The sequence below is a fragment of the Hydrogenophaga sp. LT287 genome (assembly GCF_055702805.1).
Map to the genome: position 1 here is coordinate 245,371 of NZ_JBVPZC010000002.1, position 13,677 is coordinate 259,047.

Annotated in this window: 14 protein-coding genes; 13 read left to right on the forward strand and 1 reads right to left on the reverse strand. The window is 62.7% G+C overall.

Going from position 1 to position 13,677, the window contains the following annotated elements; translation table 11 throughout:
• Positions 1-2 precede the first annotated feature (2 nt).
• The 13 genes from AC0GNR_RS03030 (at position 3) to AC0GNR_RS03090 (ending at position 12,870) form a co-directional block, all read left to right on the forward strand.
• Positions 3-1,352, forward strand: a complete 1,350-nt coding sequence (locus AC0GNR_RS03030; RefSeq protein WP_472899525.1) for a UDP-glucose dehydrogenase family protein — start codon at positions 3-5, stop codon at positions 1,350-1,352.
• The gene (locus AC0GNR_RS03035) at positions 1,349-2,560 is read left to right on the forward strand and encodes a glycosyltransferase (RefSeq protein ID WP_472899526.1); all 1,212 of its coding nucleotides are present in this window, start codon (positions 1,349-1,351) and stop codon (positions 2,558-2,560) included. Before AC0GNR_RS03030 ends, AC0GNR_RS03035 begins: the two co-directional genes overlap by 4 nt.
• Positions 2,557-3,639, forward strand: coding sequence for a glycosyltransferase family 4 protein (locus AC0GNR_RS03040; protein WP_472899527.1), 1,083 nt, complete (start codon positions 2,557-2,559; stop codon positions 3,637-3,639). Before AC0GNR_RS03035 ends, AC0GNR_RS03040 begins: the two co-directional genes overlap by 4 nt.
• Positions 3,640-5,748 (forward strand): asparagine synthase (glutamine-hydrolyzing), encoded by a 2,109-nt coding sequence (asnB, locus tag AC0GNR_RS03045; protein ID WP_472899528.1) that lies wholly within the window; start codon positions 3,640-3,642, stop codon positions 5,746-5,748.
• A 4-nt stretch (positions 5,749-5,752) separates the two neighbouring features.
• Positions 5,753-6,445 carry a hypothetical protein gene (locus tag AC0GNR_RS03050; protein ID WP_472899529.1) on the forward strand — a complete coding sequence of 231 codons (693 nt, stop codon included), beginning with the start codon at positions 5,753-5,755 and terminating at the stop codon, positions 6,443-6,445.
• A 90-nt stretch (positions 6,446-6,535) separates the two neighbouring features.
• A complete protein-coding gene (locus tag AC0GNR_RS03055) occupies positions 6,536-7,600 on the forward strand; it encodes an EpsG family protein (RefSeq protein WP_472899530.1) in 1,065 nt (354 codons plus the stop codon).
• Positions 7,597-8,769, forward strand: coding sequence for a glycosyltransferase family 4 protein (locus AC0GNR_RS03060; protein ID WP_472899531.1), 1,173 nt, complete (start codon positions 7,597-7,599; stop codon positions 8,767-8,769). Before AC0GNR_RS03055 ends, AC0GNR_RS03060 begins: the two co-directional genes overlap by 4 nt.
• A 79-nt stretch (positions 8,770-8,848) precedes the next feature.
• Positions 8,849-9,640, forward strand: a complete 792-nt coding sequence (locus tag AC0GNR_RS03065; RefSeq protein WP_472899532.1) for a YdcF family protein — start codon at positions 8,849-8,851, stop codon at positions 9,638-9,640.
• A 235-nt stretch (positions 9,641-9,875) separates the two neighbouring features.
• A complete protein-coding gene (locus tag AC0GNR_RS03070; protein ID WP_472899533.1) occupies positions 9,876-10,181 on the forward strand; it encodes a hypothetical protein in 306 nt (101 codons plus the stop codon).
• Entirely contained in the window at positions 10,178-10,666 is a 489-nt protein-coding gene (locus AC0GNR_RS03075) for a hypothetical protein (protein ID WP_472899534.1), read from the forward strand. The genes AC0GNR_RS03070 and AC0GNR_RS03075 overlap by 4 nt, the downstream gene beginning before the upstream one ends.
• On the forward strand, positions 10,663-11,697 hold the full coding sequence (gene galE, locus AC0GNR_RS03080) for a UDP-glucose 4-epimerase GalE (RefSeq protein WP_472899535.1): 1,035 nt from the start codon (positions 10,663-10,665) through the stop codon (positions 11,695-11,697). Before AC0GNR_RS03075 ends, galE begins: the two co-directional genes overlap by 4 nt.
• 103 nt (positions 11,698-11,800) lie before the next feature.
• Entirely contained in the window at positions 11,801-12,172 is a 372-nt protein-coding gene (locus AC0GNR_RS03085; protein WP_472899536.1) for an antitoxin Xre/MbcA/ParS toxin-binding domain-containing protein, read from the forward strand.
• A complete protein-coding gene (locus tag AC0GNR_RS03090) occupies positions 12,169-12,870 on the forward strand; it encodes an RES family NAD+ phosphorylase (RefSeq protein WP_472899537.1) in 702 nt (233 codons plus the stop codon). The genes AC0GNR_RS03085 and AC0GNR_RS03090 overlap by 4 nt, the downstream gene beginning before the upstream one ends.
• Positions 12,871-13,397: 527 nt before the next feature.
• Here AC0GNR_RS03090 and AC0GNR_RS03095 read toward each other — a convergent pair.
• The gene (locus tag AC0GNR_RS03095) at positions 13,398-13,622 is read right to left on the reverse strand and encodes an antitoxin MazE family protein (RefSeq protein WP_472899538.1); all 225 of its coding nucleotides are present in this window, start codon (positions 13,620-13,622) and stop codon (positions 13,398-13,400) included.
• Between the last annotated feature and the right edge of the window lie 55 nt (positions 13,623-13,677).

Consider the following 13,677-nt stretch of genomic DNA (forward strand, 5'->3'; position numbering starts at 1 on the left):
CTATGAAACTCTCTATTTTTGGTACCGGCTATGTCGGCCTGGTCAGCGGCGCCTGCCTGGCCGAAGTGGGGCACCACGTGGTGTGCATGGACGTTGACCCTGTGAAGATTGAGCAGCTCAATGCTGGCACCATACCCATCTGGGAGCCGGGTTTGGCCGCGTTGGTCGAGCGCAACGTCAAGGAAGGTCGCTTGCACTTCACCACTGATGCGGCACAGGCCGTGCAGCACGGCTTGGTGCAGTTCATCGCGGTGGGTACGCCGCCAGACGAAGACGGCAGCGCGGACATGCAATACGTGTTGGCTGTAGCAAAAACCATTGCCACCCATATGTCGGGTTACAAGGTCATCGTCAACAAATCGACCGTACCCGTGGGCACCGCCGACCAAGTGCGGGCTACCGTCGCCGCCGTCATGGCGGGCACCCCCCCGCAAGCCACGACCCAACAACCGTCGTTCGACGTGGTTTCGAACCCCGAGTTTCTGAAAGAGGGCGCAGCGGTTAACGACTTCCTCAAGCCCGACCGAATCATCATCGGCACAGAAAGCGACCGGGCTTTGGCCTTGATGCGAGAGTTGTACGAGCCGTTTAACCGCAACCATGACCGCACCATCTTCATGGATGTGCGCAGCGCCGAGCTAACCAAGTACGCGGCCAACGCGATGCTGGCCACCAAGATCAGCTTCATGAACGAAATGGCCAACATGGCAGAGCGCCTGGACGCCGACATTGAGCAGGTGCGCAAAGGCATTGGCGCCGACCCGCGCATTGGTTACCAGTTCATCTACCCTGGCTGTGGTTACGGCGGCAGTTGCTTCCCCAAAGACGTGCAGGCGCTGGCGCACACCGCACAGCAAATGGGTTATGACGCCCAGCTGTTGCAGGCCGTGGAGGCGGTGAACAACCGCCAGAAAGCAAGCTTGTTTGCCAAGCTCGCCCACCACTTCGGGGGTGCAACGAAGTTACAAGGCAAAACCATTGCCCTATGGGGCTTGGCATTCAAACCCAATACCGACGACATGCGTGCAGCCCCGAGCCGCACCGTGATGGAAGCCCTGTGGCAAGCCGGCGCCACAGTACAAGCGTTTGACCCCGTCGCCATGCAAGAGGCTGCGCGCATTTACGGCCAGCACGCCGGCTTGAGCCTGTGCCCCGACAAATACACGGCATTGCAAAACGCCGATGCGCTGGTAATTTGTACCGAATGGCAGCAGTTTCGTGCGCCCGACTTTGCCGAAATGGAGATACGCATGCGCGGCAAAGTCATCGTGGATGGGCGCAACCTGTACCAGCCACAAAAATTGCAGTCCGAAGGTTGGGCTTACCTTTCGGTGGGGCGCGCCACAGCATGACACCAGGCGTTCTCTACATTTCCTACGACGGCATGCTGGAGCCGCTGGGGCAGTCTCAGGTGCTGGGTTATTTGCAGCGCCTGGCTGCTGGCCGGTGCATTCACCTGATCAGTTTTGAAAAGCCCGAAGACTGGGCCCATGTGGCCGAGCGCGAGCGACTGGCGCAGCAGATCCAGGCGGCAGGCATCACCTGGCACCCGCTGCGCTACCACAAGCGTCCGTCCGCCCTGGCCACGGCCTGGGACATTGCCCAGGGCACCGCCGTCGGGCTGTGGCTGGTGCTGCGGCACCGCCTGCGCATCGTGCATGCGCGCAGCTACGTTGCGTCGGTCATGGCGCTGGCGCTCAAGCACCTTGCGGGGGCGAAATATGTGTTTGACATGCGCGGCTTCTGGGCCGACGAGCGGGTCGATGGCGGCCTCTGGCCGCGCCAGGGGCGCATGTTTCGGGTGGCCAAGGGGTTTGAGCGGCGCTTTCTGCTGGGTGCTGACCACGTGGTGTCGCTGACCCACGCCGCCGTGCGCGAGATGCAGCGCTTTGACTACCTGCAAGGGCGCATGCCGCCGGTCACCGTCATTCCCACCTGTGCCGATCTGGCCCGCTTTGCGCCACAGCCGCGCGAGAGCATGGGCGTGGAGGGCGCACGCGGCTTCGTGCTGGGCTATGTGGGGTCGGCCGGCACCTGGTACCTGTTCGACGAAGTGGCGGCCTGCTTCGCGCAGCTGCTGCGCCTGCGGCCCGATGTGCGCTTCCTCATCGTCAACCGGGGCGAACACGCCTATATCCGTGACCGTCTGGCCGCTGCCGGCGTGCCAGACAGCGCCGTGGAGCTGACCAGCGCCACCCACGCCGAGGTGCCTCGCCTCATGGGGCGCATGGATGCCGGCGTCTTCTTCATCAAGCCGGTGTTCTCCAAGCAGGCGTCCGCCCCCACCAAGCTGGGCGAGTTCCTGGGTTGCGGCATCCCCTGCCTGGGCAATGCCGGCGTGGGCGACATGGCGCAGGTGCTCGAAGCTGAGCAGGTGGGCGTGGCGCTGAAGGCGTTTGACGCAGCATCGGTGGCCGCCGGTCTGGAGCAGTTGCAGGCCCTCGTGGCAGACCCTGGCACCCGCGCGCGTTGCGTGGCCACGGCGCAAAAGCACTTTTCGCTGGACGAAGGCGTGCGCCGTTATGCCGGCATTTATGCGCAGCTGGAGCCTTCTGCGTGAGGGTGCTGGCCCTCACACGCTATGGGCGCACGGGCGCCAGCAGCCGCATGCGTTTCCACCAGTACCTGCCGGCGCTGGAAGCCGAAGGCATCCGGGTGGACATGGCCCCGCTGTTTTCAGACGGCTATGTGCGCGGCCTGCAGCAGGGCCGGCGCAACCCGTGGGAGGTCTTGCGCGCCTACGCCGGGCGCGTGGGTGCCTTGCGTCGGGTGGCTGGTTTTGACCTGCTGTGGATCGAGAAAGAAGCCCTGCCCTGGCTGCCGGTCGGGCTGGAGCTGGCCTTGATGTCGGGCCGCGTGCCCTTTGTGCTGGACTACGACGACGCCGTCTTCCACGGCTACGACCAGCACCGAAGCGCCTGGGTGCGCCAGTGGCTGGCGGGTAAGCACCCCGCGCTCATGCGCCGTGCGGCGCTGGTGGTGGCGGGCAACGACTACCTGGCGGACTTTGCCCGCGCGGCCGGCGCGGCGCGGGTGGAGGCGGTGCCCACGGTGATTGACCTGGCTCGCTATCCCGCGCCCGGTTGCGATGCGCGGGCGGGTGCCTTGCCCACGGTCGGCTGGATCGGGCAGCGTGCCACGGCTTCGTTTCTGGCGCCCCTGGCCCCCACCTTCCAGCGGCTGGCTAGTGAGGGTAGTGCCCGGTTCACCGCCGTGGGCATTGACGCTGCCAGTCTGGGGCTGCCCATGGCTTCCATCCCCTGGGCCGAAGACACCGAGGTGGCGAGCATCTGCGGCTTTGACATCGGCATCATGCCGCTGGTGGACGAGCCATTTGAGCGCGGCAAGTGCGGCTACAAGCTCATTCAATACATGGCCTGCGGCCTGCCGGTGGTGGCTTCGCCCGTGGGGGTCAACCGCCAGATCGTGGAGCATGGTGTGAACGGCTTTCTGGCGGAAACGCCGCAGCAGTGGGCGGTGGCGCTGAAGACGCTATTGGCCGACGCCGGCCTGCGCCAGCGCATGGGGCAGGCCGGCCGGCACAAGGTGGAGCAGCGGTTTTGCCTGCAGGTCACCGGGCCTAGGTTGGCGGGACTGCTAAAAGATGCCACCCAAACAGCCGACATGGAGACGCAATAAATGTGCGGATTTGCAGGTTTCTTGACATTCGAAAGCGCTTCACTGGATGGCCTGGAAGCCGTGGCCACGCGCATGGCCGATGCCATTGCGCACCGCGGCCCGGACGACGCGGGCGCCTGGGCCGATGCGCAGGCGGGCGTGGCGTTCGGGCATCGGCGTCTGAGCATCATCGACCTCTCGCCCGCCGGTCACCAGCCCATGGTGTCGGCCGGTGGCCGCTACGTGATCGCCTTCAATGGCGAGATTTACAACCACCTGGAGTTGCGGGGGGAGCTGGAGGCGGGGGTGAGAGCGGGGGCGGGGGCGGGGAGCCCTCACCCCTGCCCTCTCCCGCAAGCGGGAGAGGGGGCAAGACACCCCGGGGGAGAGGGGGTAATACCTTGGCGCGGGCATTCGGACACCGAAACTTTGCTGGCGGGGTTTGAGGCCTGGGGCATTGAGGCTACCTTGCAGAAGACCGTGGGCATGTTTGCCATCGCCCTGTGGGACCGACAAGACCGGGTGCTGACGCTGGCGCGCGACCGCTTTGGCGAGAAACCGCTGTACTACGGCTGGGCCGGGCCGGGTGGCGCGCGCGCCTTCGTGTTTGGCTCGGAGCTGAAGGCGCTGCGGGCCTACCCCGGCTTTGACAACCCGGTGTGCCGCGAGGCGCTGGCGCAGTACATGCGCTTCATGGTGGTGCCGGCGCCGCGCAGCATCTACCAGGGCATTTACAAGCTGGAGCCGGGTTGCCTGCTCACGGTGCGGGGTGCGCCGCCCGCAGCCGCGCCGGCGCTGCCCTTGCGGCCGGGCGCCGTGCATGAAAGCCTGTCGGTGCGCCGCTGGTGGTCGCTGGCCGACGTGGTGCAGGCCGGTGCGGCGAACCCCATCACCGATGAAACCGAGGCGCTGCAGGCGCTGGAGGCGCAGCTGTCGCAGGCCGTGAAAGCGCAGTCGCTGGCCGATGTGCCGCTGGGGGCCTTTCTATCGGGCGGGGTGGACTCGTCGGCCATCGTGGCGCTGATGCAGCAGCAGGCCACCCAGCCGGTCAAGACCTTCACCATCGGCTTCGAGGAGGCCGCGTTCGACGAGTCGCCCCACGCGCGCGCCGTGGCGCAGCACCTGGGCACCGAGCACACCGAGCTGTTCGTCACGGTGGCCGAGGCGCAGGGCGTTATTCCGCGCCTGCCCGTCATGTACGACGAGCCGTTTGCCGATTCGTCGCAGATTCCCACCCACCTGGTGTGCCACGCGGCGCGCCAGCATGTGACGGTGGCGCTCTCGGGCGACGCGGGCGACGAGCTGTTTGGCGGCTACAACCGCTATTTCTGGGGGCCGCGCATCTGGAACCGGCTGGCCTGGCTGCCCTACCCGGTGCGGCAGGCGCTGGGCCAGGCTATCGGCCAGCTGCCGGTGGGCGCGTGGGATGCGCTGGGTGCGCCGCTCAACGCGCTGCTGCCGGGCACGCGCGGCATTGCGCGCGTGGGTGACAAGGCGCACAAGCTGGCTGCGCGGCTGCGCGGTGTGCGCAACCTGGACGACCTGTACCTGAGCCTGGTGTCCGAATGGCAGGACCCGGCCGCCGTGGTGAAAGGGTCGGGCGGAGCGGCTGTGGTGGAGCCGCCCAGCGCGCTGGCCGACCCGCTGCCGGCGCTGGGCGCTGACGCGGGGCCGCTGCGCATGATGTTCCGTGACAGCCTGACCTACCTGCCCGACGACATTTTGTGCAAGGTGGACCGCGCCGCCATGGCCACCAGCCTGGAAACGCGCGTGCCCTTCCTGGACCACCGGGTGGCCGAACTCGCCTGGCGCCTGCCGCTGCACATGAAGATCCGTGGCAACGAAGGCAAGTGGGCGCTGCGCCAGGTGCTGTACCAGCATGTGCCGCGCGAGCTGATCGAGCGGCCCAAGGCGGGCTTTGGCATTCCGGTGGGACAGTGGCTGCGCGGGCCGCTGCGCGACTGGGCCGAAAGCCTTTTGAGCGCGCAGCGCCTGCAGGCCGAGGGCTACTTTCACCCCGCACCCATTCGTACCCGCTGGGCCGAGCACCTGAGCGGCCAGAGAGACCACACCACCAGCCTGTGGGCGGTGCTGATGTTTCAGGCTTGGGTGGAAAAACACACAATTTAATTTAATGATTGAAATGTCAAAAAAAATAACTTTTTCTGTATTGGCGACGCTCATTGCTTTGGGTGCCTACTTTTCGATTGCTTCACCCGTGTCCAAGGAGTTGACGTTAAGCGATGTCAAGGTTATTGATGGTATGAAAGCAGAGTTTGACTGTGCAGACACAAGCGAATTCGGAGCGCAAGTCAGCTGTATCAAGAGTGTCCAGTTGGGGTTAAAAAAATTGATCCCTGATATGAAATGCGCCGATCGTGGAGTTGCAATAGAGCCAGAGGCCTTTATGGCTCGAAAATATGGATGCTGCTATGATCGAGCACGTCTGTTGGAAAAGGTTTTTTTGCATTACGGTCTTGAGTCCAGGCACGTGGCGCTGTATGACAAGAGCAAATATGGTGCATTTGCAATTTTTGTACCCGGCGTGCCCAGCCATGCCACTCTTGAAGTCAAAACCGCACGCGGTTGGATGGGTGTGGATTCGAACGAATTGTTCGTTTTGTTGACGGACTCGGGAAATCCCGTTATTTATTCTGAGTTGTTTGAAAAAATTGATTCAATAAAAGACCGGGTGGTGCCGATGTCTTTTTACGAAAATAGAGTGCTCGCCATTTACGGTCTGTATTCTAGGCATGGGATGTTTCATGGCCCAAACATGCCGTCGCCAGAAATTAATTACAAAGATTTTCTCTCATTCAATTTTTAGTTTTTGATGCTGCGTGATGGCAGAAAAATATGCGATTGCCCTATTGGGCTTTGGCATGGTTTTTAAATTAAGAGCGGCGAAAATTAAATTATGTGGGTGTATTGGTTGATGTTTCTGGTGCCTGTATGGGCCAGCGTGATGGCGCCCACCCGGCCGCGCCCGGCGGGCCCGCGGCTGGAGTTGTCATGGCTGGTGGTGGGCCTCGGGCTGGCGCTGCTGATCGGGTTGCGGCACCAGGTGGGGGGTGATTGGTTCAATTACGAAGGCCACTACTTCAACATGGTGGGTGCCCCGCTGCAGGAGGCACTGGAGAGGAACGATCCCGGTTACTACCTGCTCATCTGGCTTTCCACACAAGTCAATGGCGGCGTGTACCTGATCAACACGGTGTTTGGCGTGCTGTTCAGCTGGGGGCTGGTGGCGTTTTGCCGCCAGCAGCCTCGCCCCTGGCTGGCGCTGGCTGTGGCCGTGCCTTACATGGTGACTGTGGTGGCCATGGGCTACAGCCGGCAGGGTGTGGCGCTGGGGCTGGTGATGTTGGGGCTGACACGGTTGCCCAGGCACGACACGCTGGGCTTTGTGCTGTGGGTGGCGTTAGCGGCTTCGTTTCACAAGTCTGCCGTGTTGATGATTCCGTTGGCGGTGTTGGCTTCCCCCAAGGGTCGCTTGTGGTCGCTCGCGTGGGTGGGCATCACGGCAATCACTTTGTTTTGGGTGTTGCTGGCCGAAAGCATTGATGCATTGCTGGTCAATTATGTGGAGGCCGAATACCAGTCAGAGGGTGCTGCGGTGCGCCTTGCCATGAACGCGCTGCCCGCTGCTGTGTTGCTGCTGCTGCGAAAGCGTTTTGTTTGGGAGCCTGCCGAGCGCAACCTATGGACGATGCTGGCAATAGCTGCGCTCTTGGCGGTTGTTGCTCTGGTGCTTTCGCCATCCTCAACGGCGGTTGACCGTGTCGCTCTGTACCTGATTCCTTTGCAGTTGTATTTGTTTTCGCGCTTGCCAGACTTGCTGGGCCGTGCGGGTGGCCGCCGCGTGTGGGTCATTAGCGTGGTGGTTTTTTACGCTACGGTGCAGTTTGTATGGATCAACTTTGCATCGCACGCTCAGTATTGGTTACCTTACCGCTTCTATCCCTTTGAAGGACTCTTTTGAAGATTGTTTTGTTTGCCAATACCGACTGGTACCTCTACAACTTTCGTCGCTCGCTCGCCATCGCGCTGCGCGAAACCGGCTATGACGTATTGCTGGTTTCACCGCCCGGGCCTTATGGCCCCAAGCTGGAGGCTTTGGGTTTCCGGTGGGTGCGAGCACCTATGGAACGCCGCAGCCTGAACCCCTTGCGTGAACTGGCGTTGCTATGGTGGCTCAGGCAGTTGCTGCGCACTGAGCGCGCTGACCTTGTCCATGGCTTCACCATCAAATGCGCGGTGTATGGATCTTTGGCCGCACGGCTGGCTGGCGTGCCTGCTCGGGTCAATGCGGTGGCGGGCATGGGTTATGTGTTTAGCAGCGTGGACGCTAAGGCCCGTTTGCTCCGGCCAGTGGTGCGTGCGCTGATGCGCCTGGCGTTGGGCGGCAAGGGCGCCCGTTTGATTTTGCAAAACCCAGACGACGTAGAGCTGTTCAAGGTGGCGCGCTTGGTTAGCGGAGCCCAGGTGCGGCTGATACCGGGCTCAGGTGTGGACTGCGAGCGCTTCGCGCCCACGAACCACCGCGCCCCTTCGGAGCGGATTCAGGTTGCGCTGCCCGCTAGGCTTTTGTGGGACAAAGGTATTGCTGAGTTTGCGGGCGCGGCCAGGCTGCTGAAGGCCAAAGGCGTGTCTGTTGACTTTTTGCTGGCGGGCGAGCCAGACAATGGAAACCCTGCCGCAGTGCCGAAAGAAGCATTAGAGGCATGGGAGGGCGAGGGACTGCTGACTTGCCTAGGCCATGTGGATGACATGCCAGCCTTGTTTAGCTCGATTGACGCGGTGGTGTTACCCAGCTACAGGGAGGGCTTACCCAAAGGCCTCATTGAAGCGGGCGCGTGTGGCTTGGCGCTCATCACAACCGATGTGCCAGGATGCCGCGAAGTGGTGACCCATGAGGTAGATGGGCTGCTCGTGCCAGTGAAAGACGCACAGGCTTTGGCTCAGGCCATTGAACGATTGGTTGGCGACGCGGCATTGAGGAAAAGGCTAGGAGAAGCGGCTAGAAATAAGGCACTCGCAGAGTTTGACGAACGCCTCGTGATTGAGAGGACGCTGGCGGTTTACGCCGAGTTGCTCATGCCAAAAAATAGCGAAAGTTTGCCCCAGGTTGATAACGGGCTCCTACGGTGAGGGCCTCGAACGCAGCGCGGGTGAGCCAAATGGATTCCAGACATGACGCTGGTAAGCCTCACCGAAAGGGAGTTCATTTTTGTCACCCTTTGAAGCCTACAAACTGCTAACCGCTTTCGCTACCCAGCCACTGGCCTGGCTGGCGCTGCTGTTGGCGGTGGGCGCGTTGCTGCTGTGGCGCGGGCGCCTGGCGGCGGGGCGGCGCTGGGTGGCGGTGGCGCTGCTGGGCTTGCTGCTGCTGGGCTGGCTGCCGCTGCCCAACAGGCTGGTGCATGCGCTGGAAACGCTGCACGCACCCGCCGAGCGCAGCGCGGGTGTGGCGGCTTATGCGGGGGTGGTGGTGCTGGGCGGTTCGTTTGAGGCGACGGGCCTGCAGCAAGGCCGCGCCCAGCCCCAGCTAAAAGCCAGCGCCGACCGCCTGACCGAAGCGGTGGCGCTGGCGCTGGCCCACCCGGCGCTGCCGGTGGTGTTCACCGGCGGCTGTGTGGACACGGGCAGCGGCTGCCTGGCAGAGGCGGCGCTGGCGCAGCGCTTTTTTGCCAGCATGGGCTTGCCGCCACAGCGGGTGCGATTTGAAGCGGCTGCGCGCACCACGCATGAAAACGCGCTGTTGACGGCGCGCTTGCCGGGGCTGGACGCTTCGCAGCCTTGGCTGCTGCTCACGTCGGCCTGGCACATGCCGCGTGCGGTGGCGGCTTTTCGGGCGCAGGGCTGGAACGTGACGCCCTGGCCGGCCGACTTTCGCAGCAGCACCGAGGTGGACTGGACGGCTTATTCGCTGGGCGTGGGTGTGCAGCAGTGGCAGCTGTTGCTGCATGAGGGCCTGGGGTTGCTGGCTTACTGGGTGGCGGGCTGGGCGCGGTTGGGCTGATGCCGTGCCATGGGTTCGAATGCCCTCACCTCTACCCTCTCCCGCAAGCGGGAGAGGGGGTCATAAAAGGGCGGGACGAACGGTTGATTGCTCACCGGGCTGAGTCGAAAGGCTGAAGGCTTTTACAGCCCGTTGACGATTGGTTCAGGTGGGCCGCTTGCGTTAGGAAAGGAACGGCGCTGTTGGGCGACCTGTCCGTTAACATCCATTTATCGATTCCATCCACTCGCCCTGTATGAGACTGACACCATTCGAACGCGACACCTTGAAGCAAGCAGCCCAGTCCAGCTTTGAGCCGGGTGTACTGGTGCGCTTGTTTGGCTCGCGGGTAGACGACAGCCGCAGGGGTGGGGACATTGACTTGCTGATAGAAACCCAATGGAGCGATCCCGCTCGAATTGCCGCAGCGCACACGCGTTTCTTGGCGATGGTCTACGCGCGACTGGGCGAGCAAAAGGTGGACGTCTTGATGGACTACCCCAGTCGTCAACAGCGACCCGCGATTTTTGAGGTGGCCAAACGCGAAGGAGTGCTTTTGTGAGCGATTTACCCGCTTTGCGCCTGCGCGACGCATGGCAACAATGCGAGCGTCATGTTCACCACTTGCGGCACGCGCTGGGTGCCATTGAACCGTTGCTGCCAATGACGGCACACAGCTTGAAGGCAATGGACGATGAGTCTGTACAGGACTGGGATCAATTGATTCTGCGTTTCACCAAACTTCAAGACGCCATGGGCACACGGCTGTTCCCCGCAGCCCTTGATGTGTTGCAAGAGCCGTTTGAAGACCGCCCCATGATCGACAAGCTGCACCGTTTGGAAAAGCTGGGCTACCTAGATGACGTTGAGCAGTGGCATGGTTTGCGCGTTATTCGCAACCGTTTCGCCCATGACTACCCGGAAGACGACGCCCTGAAGGCTGCGTATTTGAATGAAGCAGCTGGCGCTGTTGCACTGCTAAGCACCCTTCTGCAACGCTTTGAACCCCTGGTTTCAGCGCAGCTCAACCCCACCAGATCAACATGAAAATTTTGCTCACCGGCGGTGCCGGTTACATCGGCAGCCACACGTTTGTGGCGCTGCGCGCGGCGGGGTTTGAGCCTGTCATTTTGGACAACTTTGCCAACAGCCACCCGGCGGTGTTGGAGCGGCTGGAGCGCATAACCGGCCAGCCGGTGCTGCTGGAGCGCGGCGATGTGCTGGACACGCCTTGGGTGGAAACGGTGCTGCGCCGCCACCAGCCGGTGGGCGTGGTGCACTTTGCGGGCGACAAGGCGGTGGGCGAAAGCGTGGCGCAGCCGCTGAAGTACTTTCACAACAACATAGGCGGCGCGGTGAGCCTGCTGCGCGCCATGGCGGCGGTGCATGCCGACGGCACGGCCCCGGCGGCGCCCACGCTGGTGTTTTCCAGCAGTGCCACGGTGTATGGCGACCCGGCTTCGGTGCCCATCACCGAAGACTTTCCGCGCAGCCACACCAACCCATATGGCCACAGCAAGCTGGTGATTGAAGACATGCTGGCGGCGCTGCGCACAGCCAGCCCGGTGTGGCGGGTGGGGGTGTTGCGCTATTTCAACCCGGTGGGCGCGCACCCCAGCGGGCTCATCGGCGAAAACCCGGCCGGCATACCCAACAACCTCATGCCCTATGTGGCGCAGGTGGCGGTGGGCCAGCGGCCGTGCCTGAATGTGTACGGCAACGACTACCCCACGCCCGACGGCACGGGGGTGCGCGACTACATACACGTGCAAGACCTGGCCGCGGGCCATGTGGCAGCGCTGCAGGCGCTGCGGGGCCAGGGCGAAAGCTTCACGGTGAACCTGGGCACGGGCCGGGGCAACAGCGTGCTGGAGGTAGTGAAAGCGTTTGAAGCGGCCAGCGAGCGGCCGGTGCCGTATGCGTTTGCCCCCCGGCGCTCGGGCGACGTGGCGCAGTGCTACGCGGACGCGACGCTGGCGAAAAAGCTGCTGGGCTGGGAAGCACGGCACACGCTGAATGAAATGTGTGCCGACGCCTGGCGCTGGCAGAGCGGGAACCCGAACGGCTACCGGGGGTGAGGCTGCCCCATCAACCCACATTGCATTTTTTACTTTTAAGGCTATATTCTTTCCTAAGAAACCTAAAAAGCCTAGGAAACCGCTTTTCAATGGGAGAACGCAAATGGGGCAAGTGGTCGTCAAACCCGATACAGGCATGGTGCTGGCCAAGGCCACCACGCGGGCCAGCAAGATGCTTGGCCTTTCTGGTGCGTCTCTGGCTCGCACGCTCGGTCTGAGCGAGCCCACCATCTCGCGGCTGGTGCATGGCGACAAGCCACTGGCACCCGACAGCAAGGAAGGTGAACTGGCCATGCTGCTGGTGCGCGTGTTTCGCTCTTTGGACGCGCTGGTGGGCACCGATGACCAGAAGCGCATGGCCTGGATGACCACGCACAACAGAGCGCTGGGCGGTGTGCCGCAGCGCCTGGTGCAAACCGCAGCGGGTCTGGTGGCCACGCTCAACTACCTGGACGGCATGCGCGCACCGTCATGAATGGGTGGACCAAGGCATGGTTTAAGGGCTCGATCCAACACAGCCAACAGCTGGCTTGGCGCGGTGTGGAAGCCCAGCACGTGGTGTCCACCATGCGCTTGGTGGACACACCAGATGAACAGGCGTTGCTCGAACAGCTGCTTGAGGGCAGCAAGCCTGAACTGCCGTTCACACAACAACCCAAGCACTATTTGCTGGCAACACCGTTCAGATACCGCCCAGCACACGCCAGCCGTTTCAGGCCAGCCCATGCCAGGGGCCAGTGGTATGGCGCCCAAGAGCTGGAAGCGGCGTGCGCTGAGGTGGCTTATTGGCGCCACCGGTTCATTTTGGAAAGCGCTGGCCTGGTCGCACAGGAACTGTTGACCGAACACACGTTTTTCCAGGGTGCCCTATCGGGGCGCGCCATCGACTTGATGGCACCCCCGTGGGCTACGGCTCGCGCCGCGTGGACGGATGGCGCCAACTACACGGACACACATGCGGTTGCGGCTGAGGCGCAAAACTACGGCGTTCAGTGGCTGGCGTACGAGTCGGTGCGGGCACCTGGCCAGAAGTGTGCCGTGGTGTTCGACCCGGACAGCCTCTCGGAACCCGCAGTGGGTCTGGAGTGCACCAAGCAAACCTGGCACTGCAAGGCAACCCGCACACGCGTCATGTTCACCAGCGGGCCACACCGATGGGCTTGGGATTTTTGAACGGAACCCGATCAACGGGCAAGGCCACTGCGTTGGCCGAACAAGATGCCGCTGCTGGCTTTTGTGTCGCTACAGGTGCTTATTGATCCGGCCCGGTGAAGTCTTCATTTCCGTTCGGGCTGAGCCATTTTTTTCCGTTCGGGCTGAGCCTGTCGAAGCCCTGAATTCCGATCATCCTGAGCTTGTCGAAAGACAGGCTCAGCCCGAACGGTTTCTACTTCATGGGATCGTATCAATATTTGGCAATGCCCAAGAAGACGACCAAGCAGCGCTCAACCTCCACCATGGCATTGGGGTCGATGCGACCAAAAGCGGGACCTATTGATCCGGCCCGGTGAAGTTTGAATGCCCCTCACCCCAACCCTCTCCCGCATGCGGGAGAGGGAGTGAAGACAAAACCGGGCTGGATCTATAGGAGCCTGCGCGGCAGAAGCGCATCGGCTGCAACGGATCGGCCTGGATAACCAAGGCGGGCCGGGGTCTTCCAAAGCCACCTTGCATGGCAACGGTCACAAAATCGCCTTGCATCAGGCGTTCCAGCCGTCCACATCAGCCAGCGCCTCGTCCATGAAGCGCTGCATGTCGGTGTCGGCCATGTCGGCCTGGGCGGCTATGCGGCACTGGCGGCGGCATTCTTCAGCGAAGTCTGGGCGCCGGGTATCGGGCACCCAGATTTGCACCGGGCGCAGGCCCGCCATGCGCGTGGTGTCGCGGTACTTTTGCACCCGCGCATTGACGTGTGTGGTTGCCATCTGAATCTTCCTGTTGGGTGACATGCAACACCATACGCATCGACAGCGTTACATG

Excerpts from the sequence above, each read along its gene's own strand:
- AC0GNR_RS03055 (WP_472899530.1), top strand. The coding sequence starts at position 6,536 with ATGTGGGTGTATTGGTTGATGTTTCTGGTGCCTGTATGGGCCAGCGTG.
- AC0GNR_RS03090 (WP_472899537.1), top strand. The coding sequence starts at position 12,169 with ATGAATGGGTGGACCAAGGCATGGTTTAAGGGCTCGATCCAACACAGC.
- AC0GNR_RS03050 (WP_472899529.1), top strand. The coding sequence starts at position 5,753 with ATGATTGAAATGTCAAAAAAAATAACTTTTTCTGTATTGGCGACGCTC.
- AC0GNR_RS03035 (WP_472899526.1), top strand. The coding sequence starts at position 1,349 with ATGACACCAGGCGTTCTCTACATTTCCTACGACGGCATGCTGGAGCCG.
- asnB (WP_472899528.1), top strand. The coding sequence starts at position 3,640 with ATGTGCGGATTTGCAGGTTTCTTGACATTCGAAAGCGCTTCACTGGAT.
- AC0GNR_RS03085 (WP_472899536.1), top strand. The coding sequence starts at position 11,801 with ATGGGGCAAGTGGTCGTCAAACCCGATACAGGCATGGTGCTGGCCAAG.
- AC0GNR_RS03030 (WP_472899525.1), top strand. The coding sequence starts at position 3 with ATGAAACTCTCTATTTTTGGTACCGGCTATGTCGGCCTGGTCAGCGGC.
- galE (WP_472899535.1), top strand. The coding sequence starts at position 10,663 with ATGAAAATTTTGCTCACCGGCGGTGCCGGTTACATCGGCAGCCACACG.
- AC0GNR_RS03070 (WP_472899533.1), top strand. The coding sequence starts at position 9,876 with ATGAGACTGACACCATTCGAACGCGACACCTTGAAGCAAGCAGCCCAG.
- AC0GNR_RS03095 (WP_472899538.1), bottom strand. The coding sequence starts at position 13,622 with ATGGCAACCACACACGTCAATGCGCGGGTGCAAAAGTACCGCGACACC.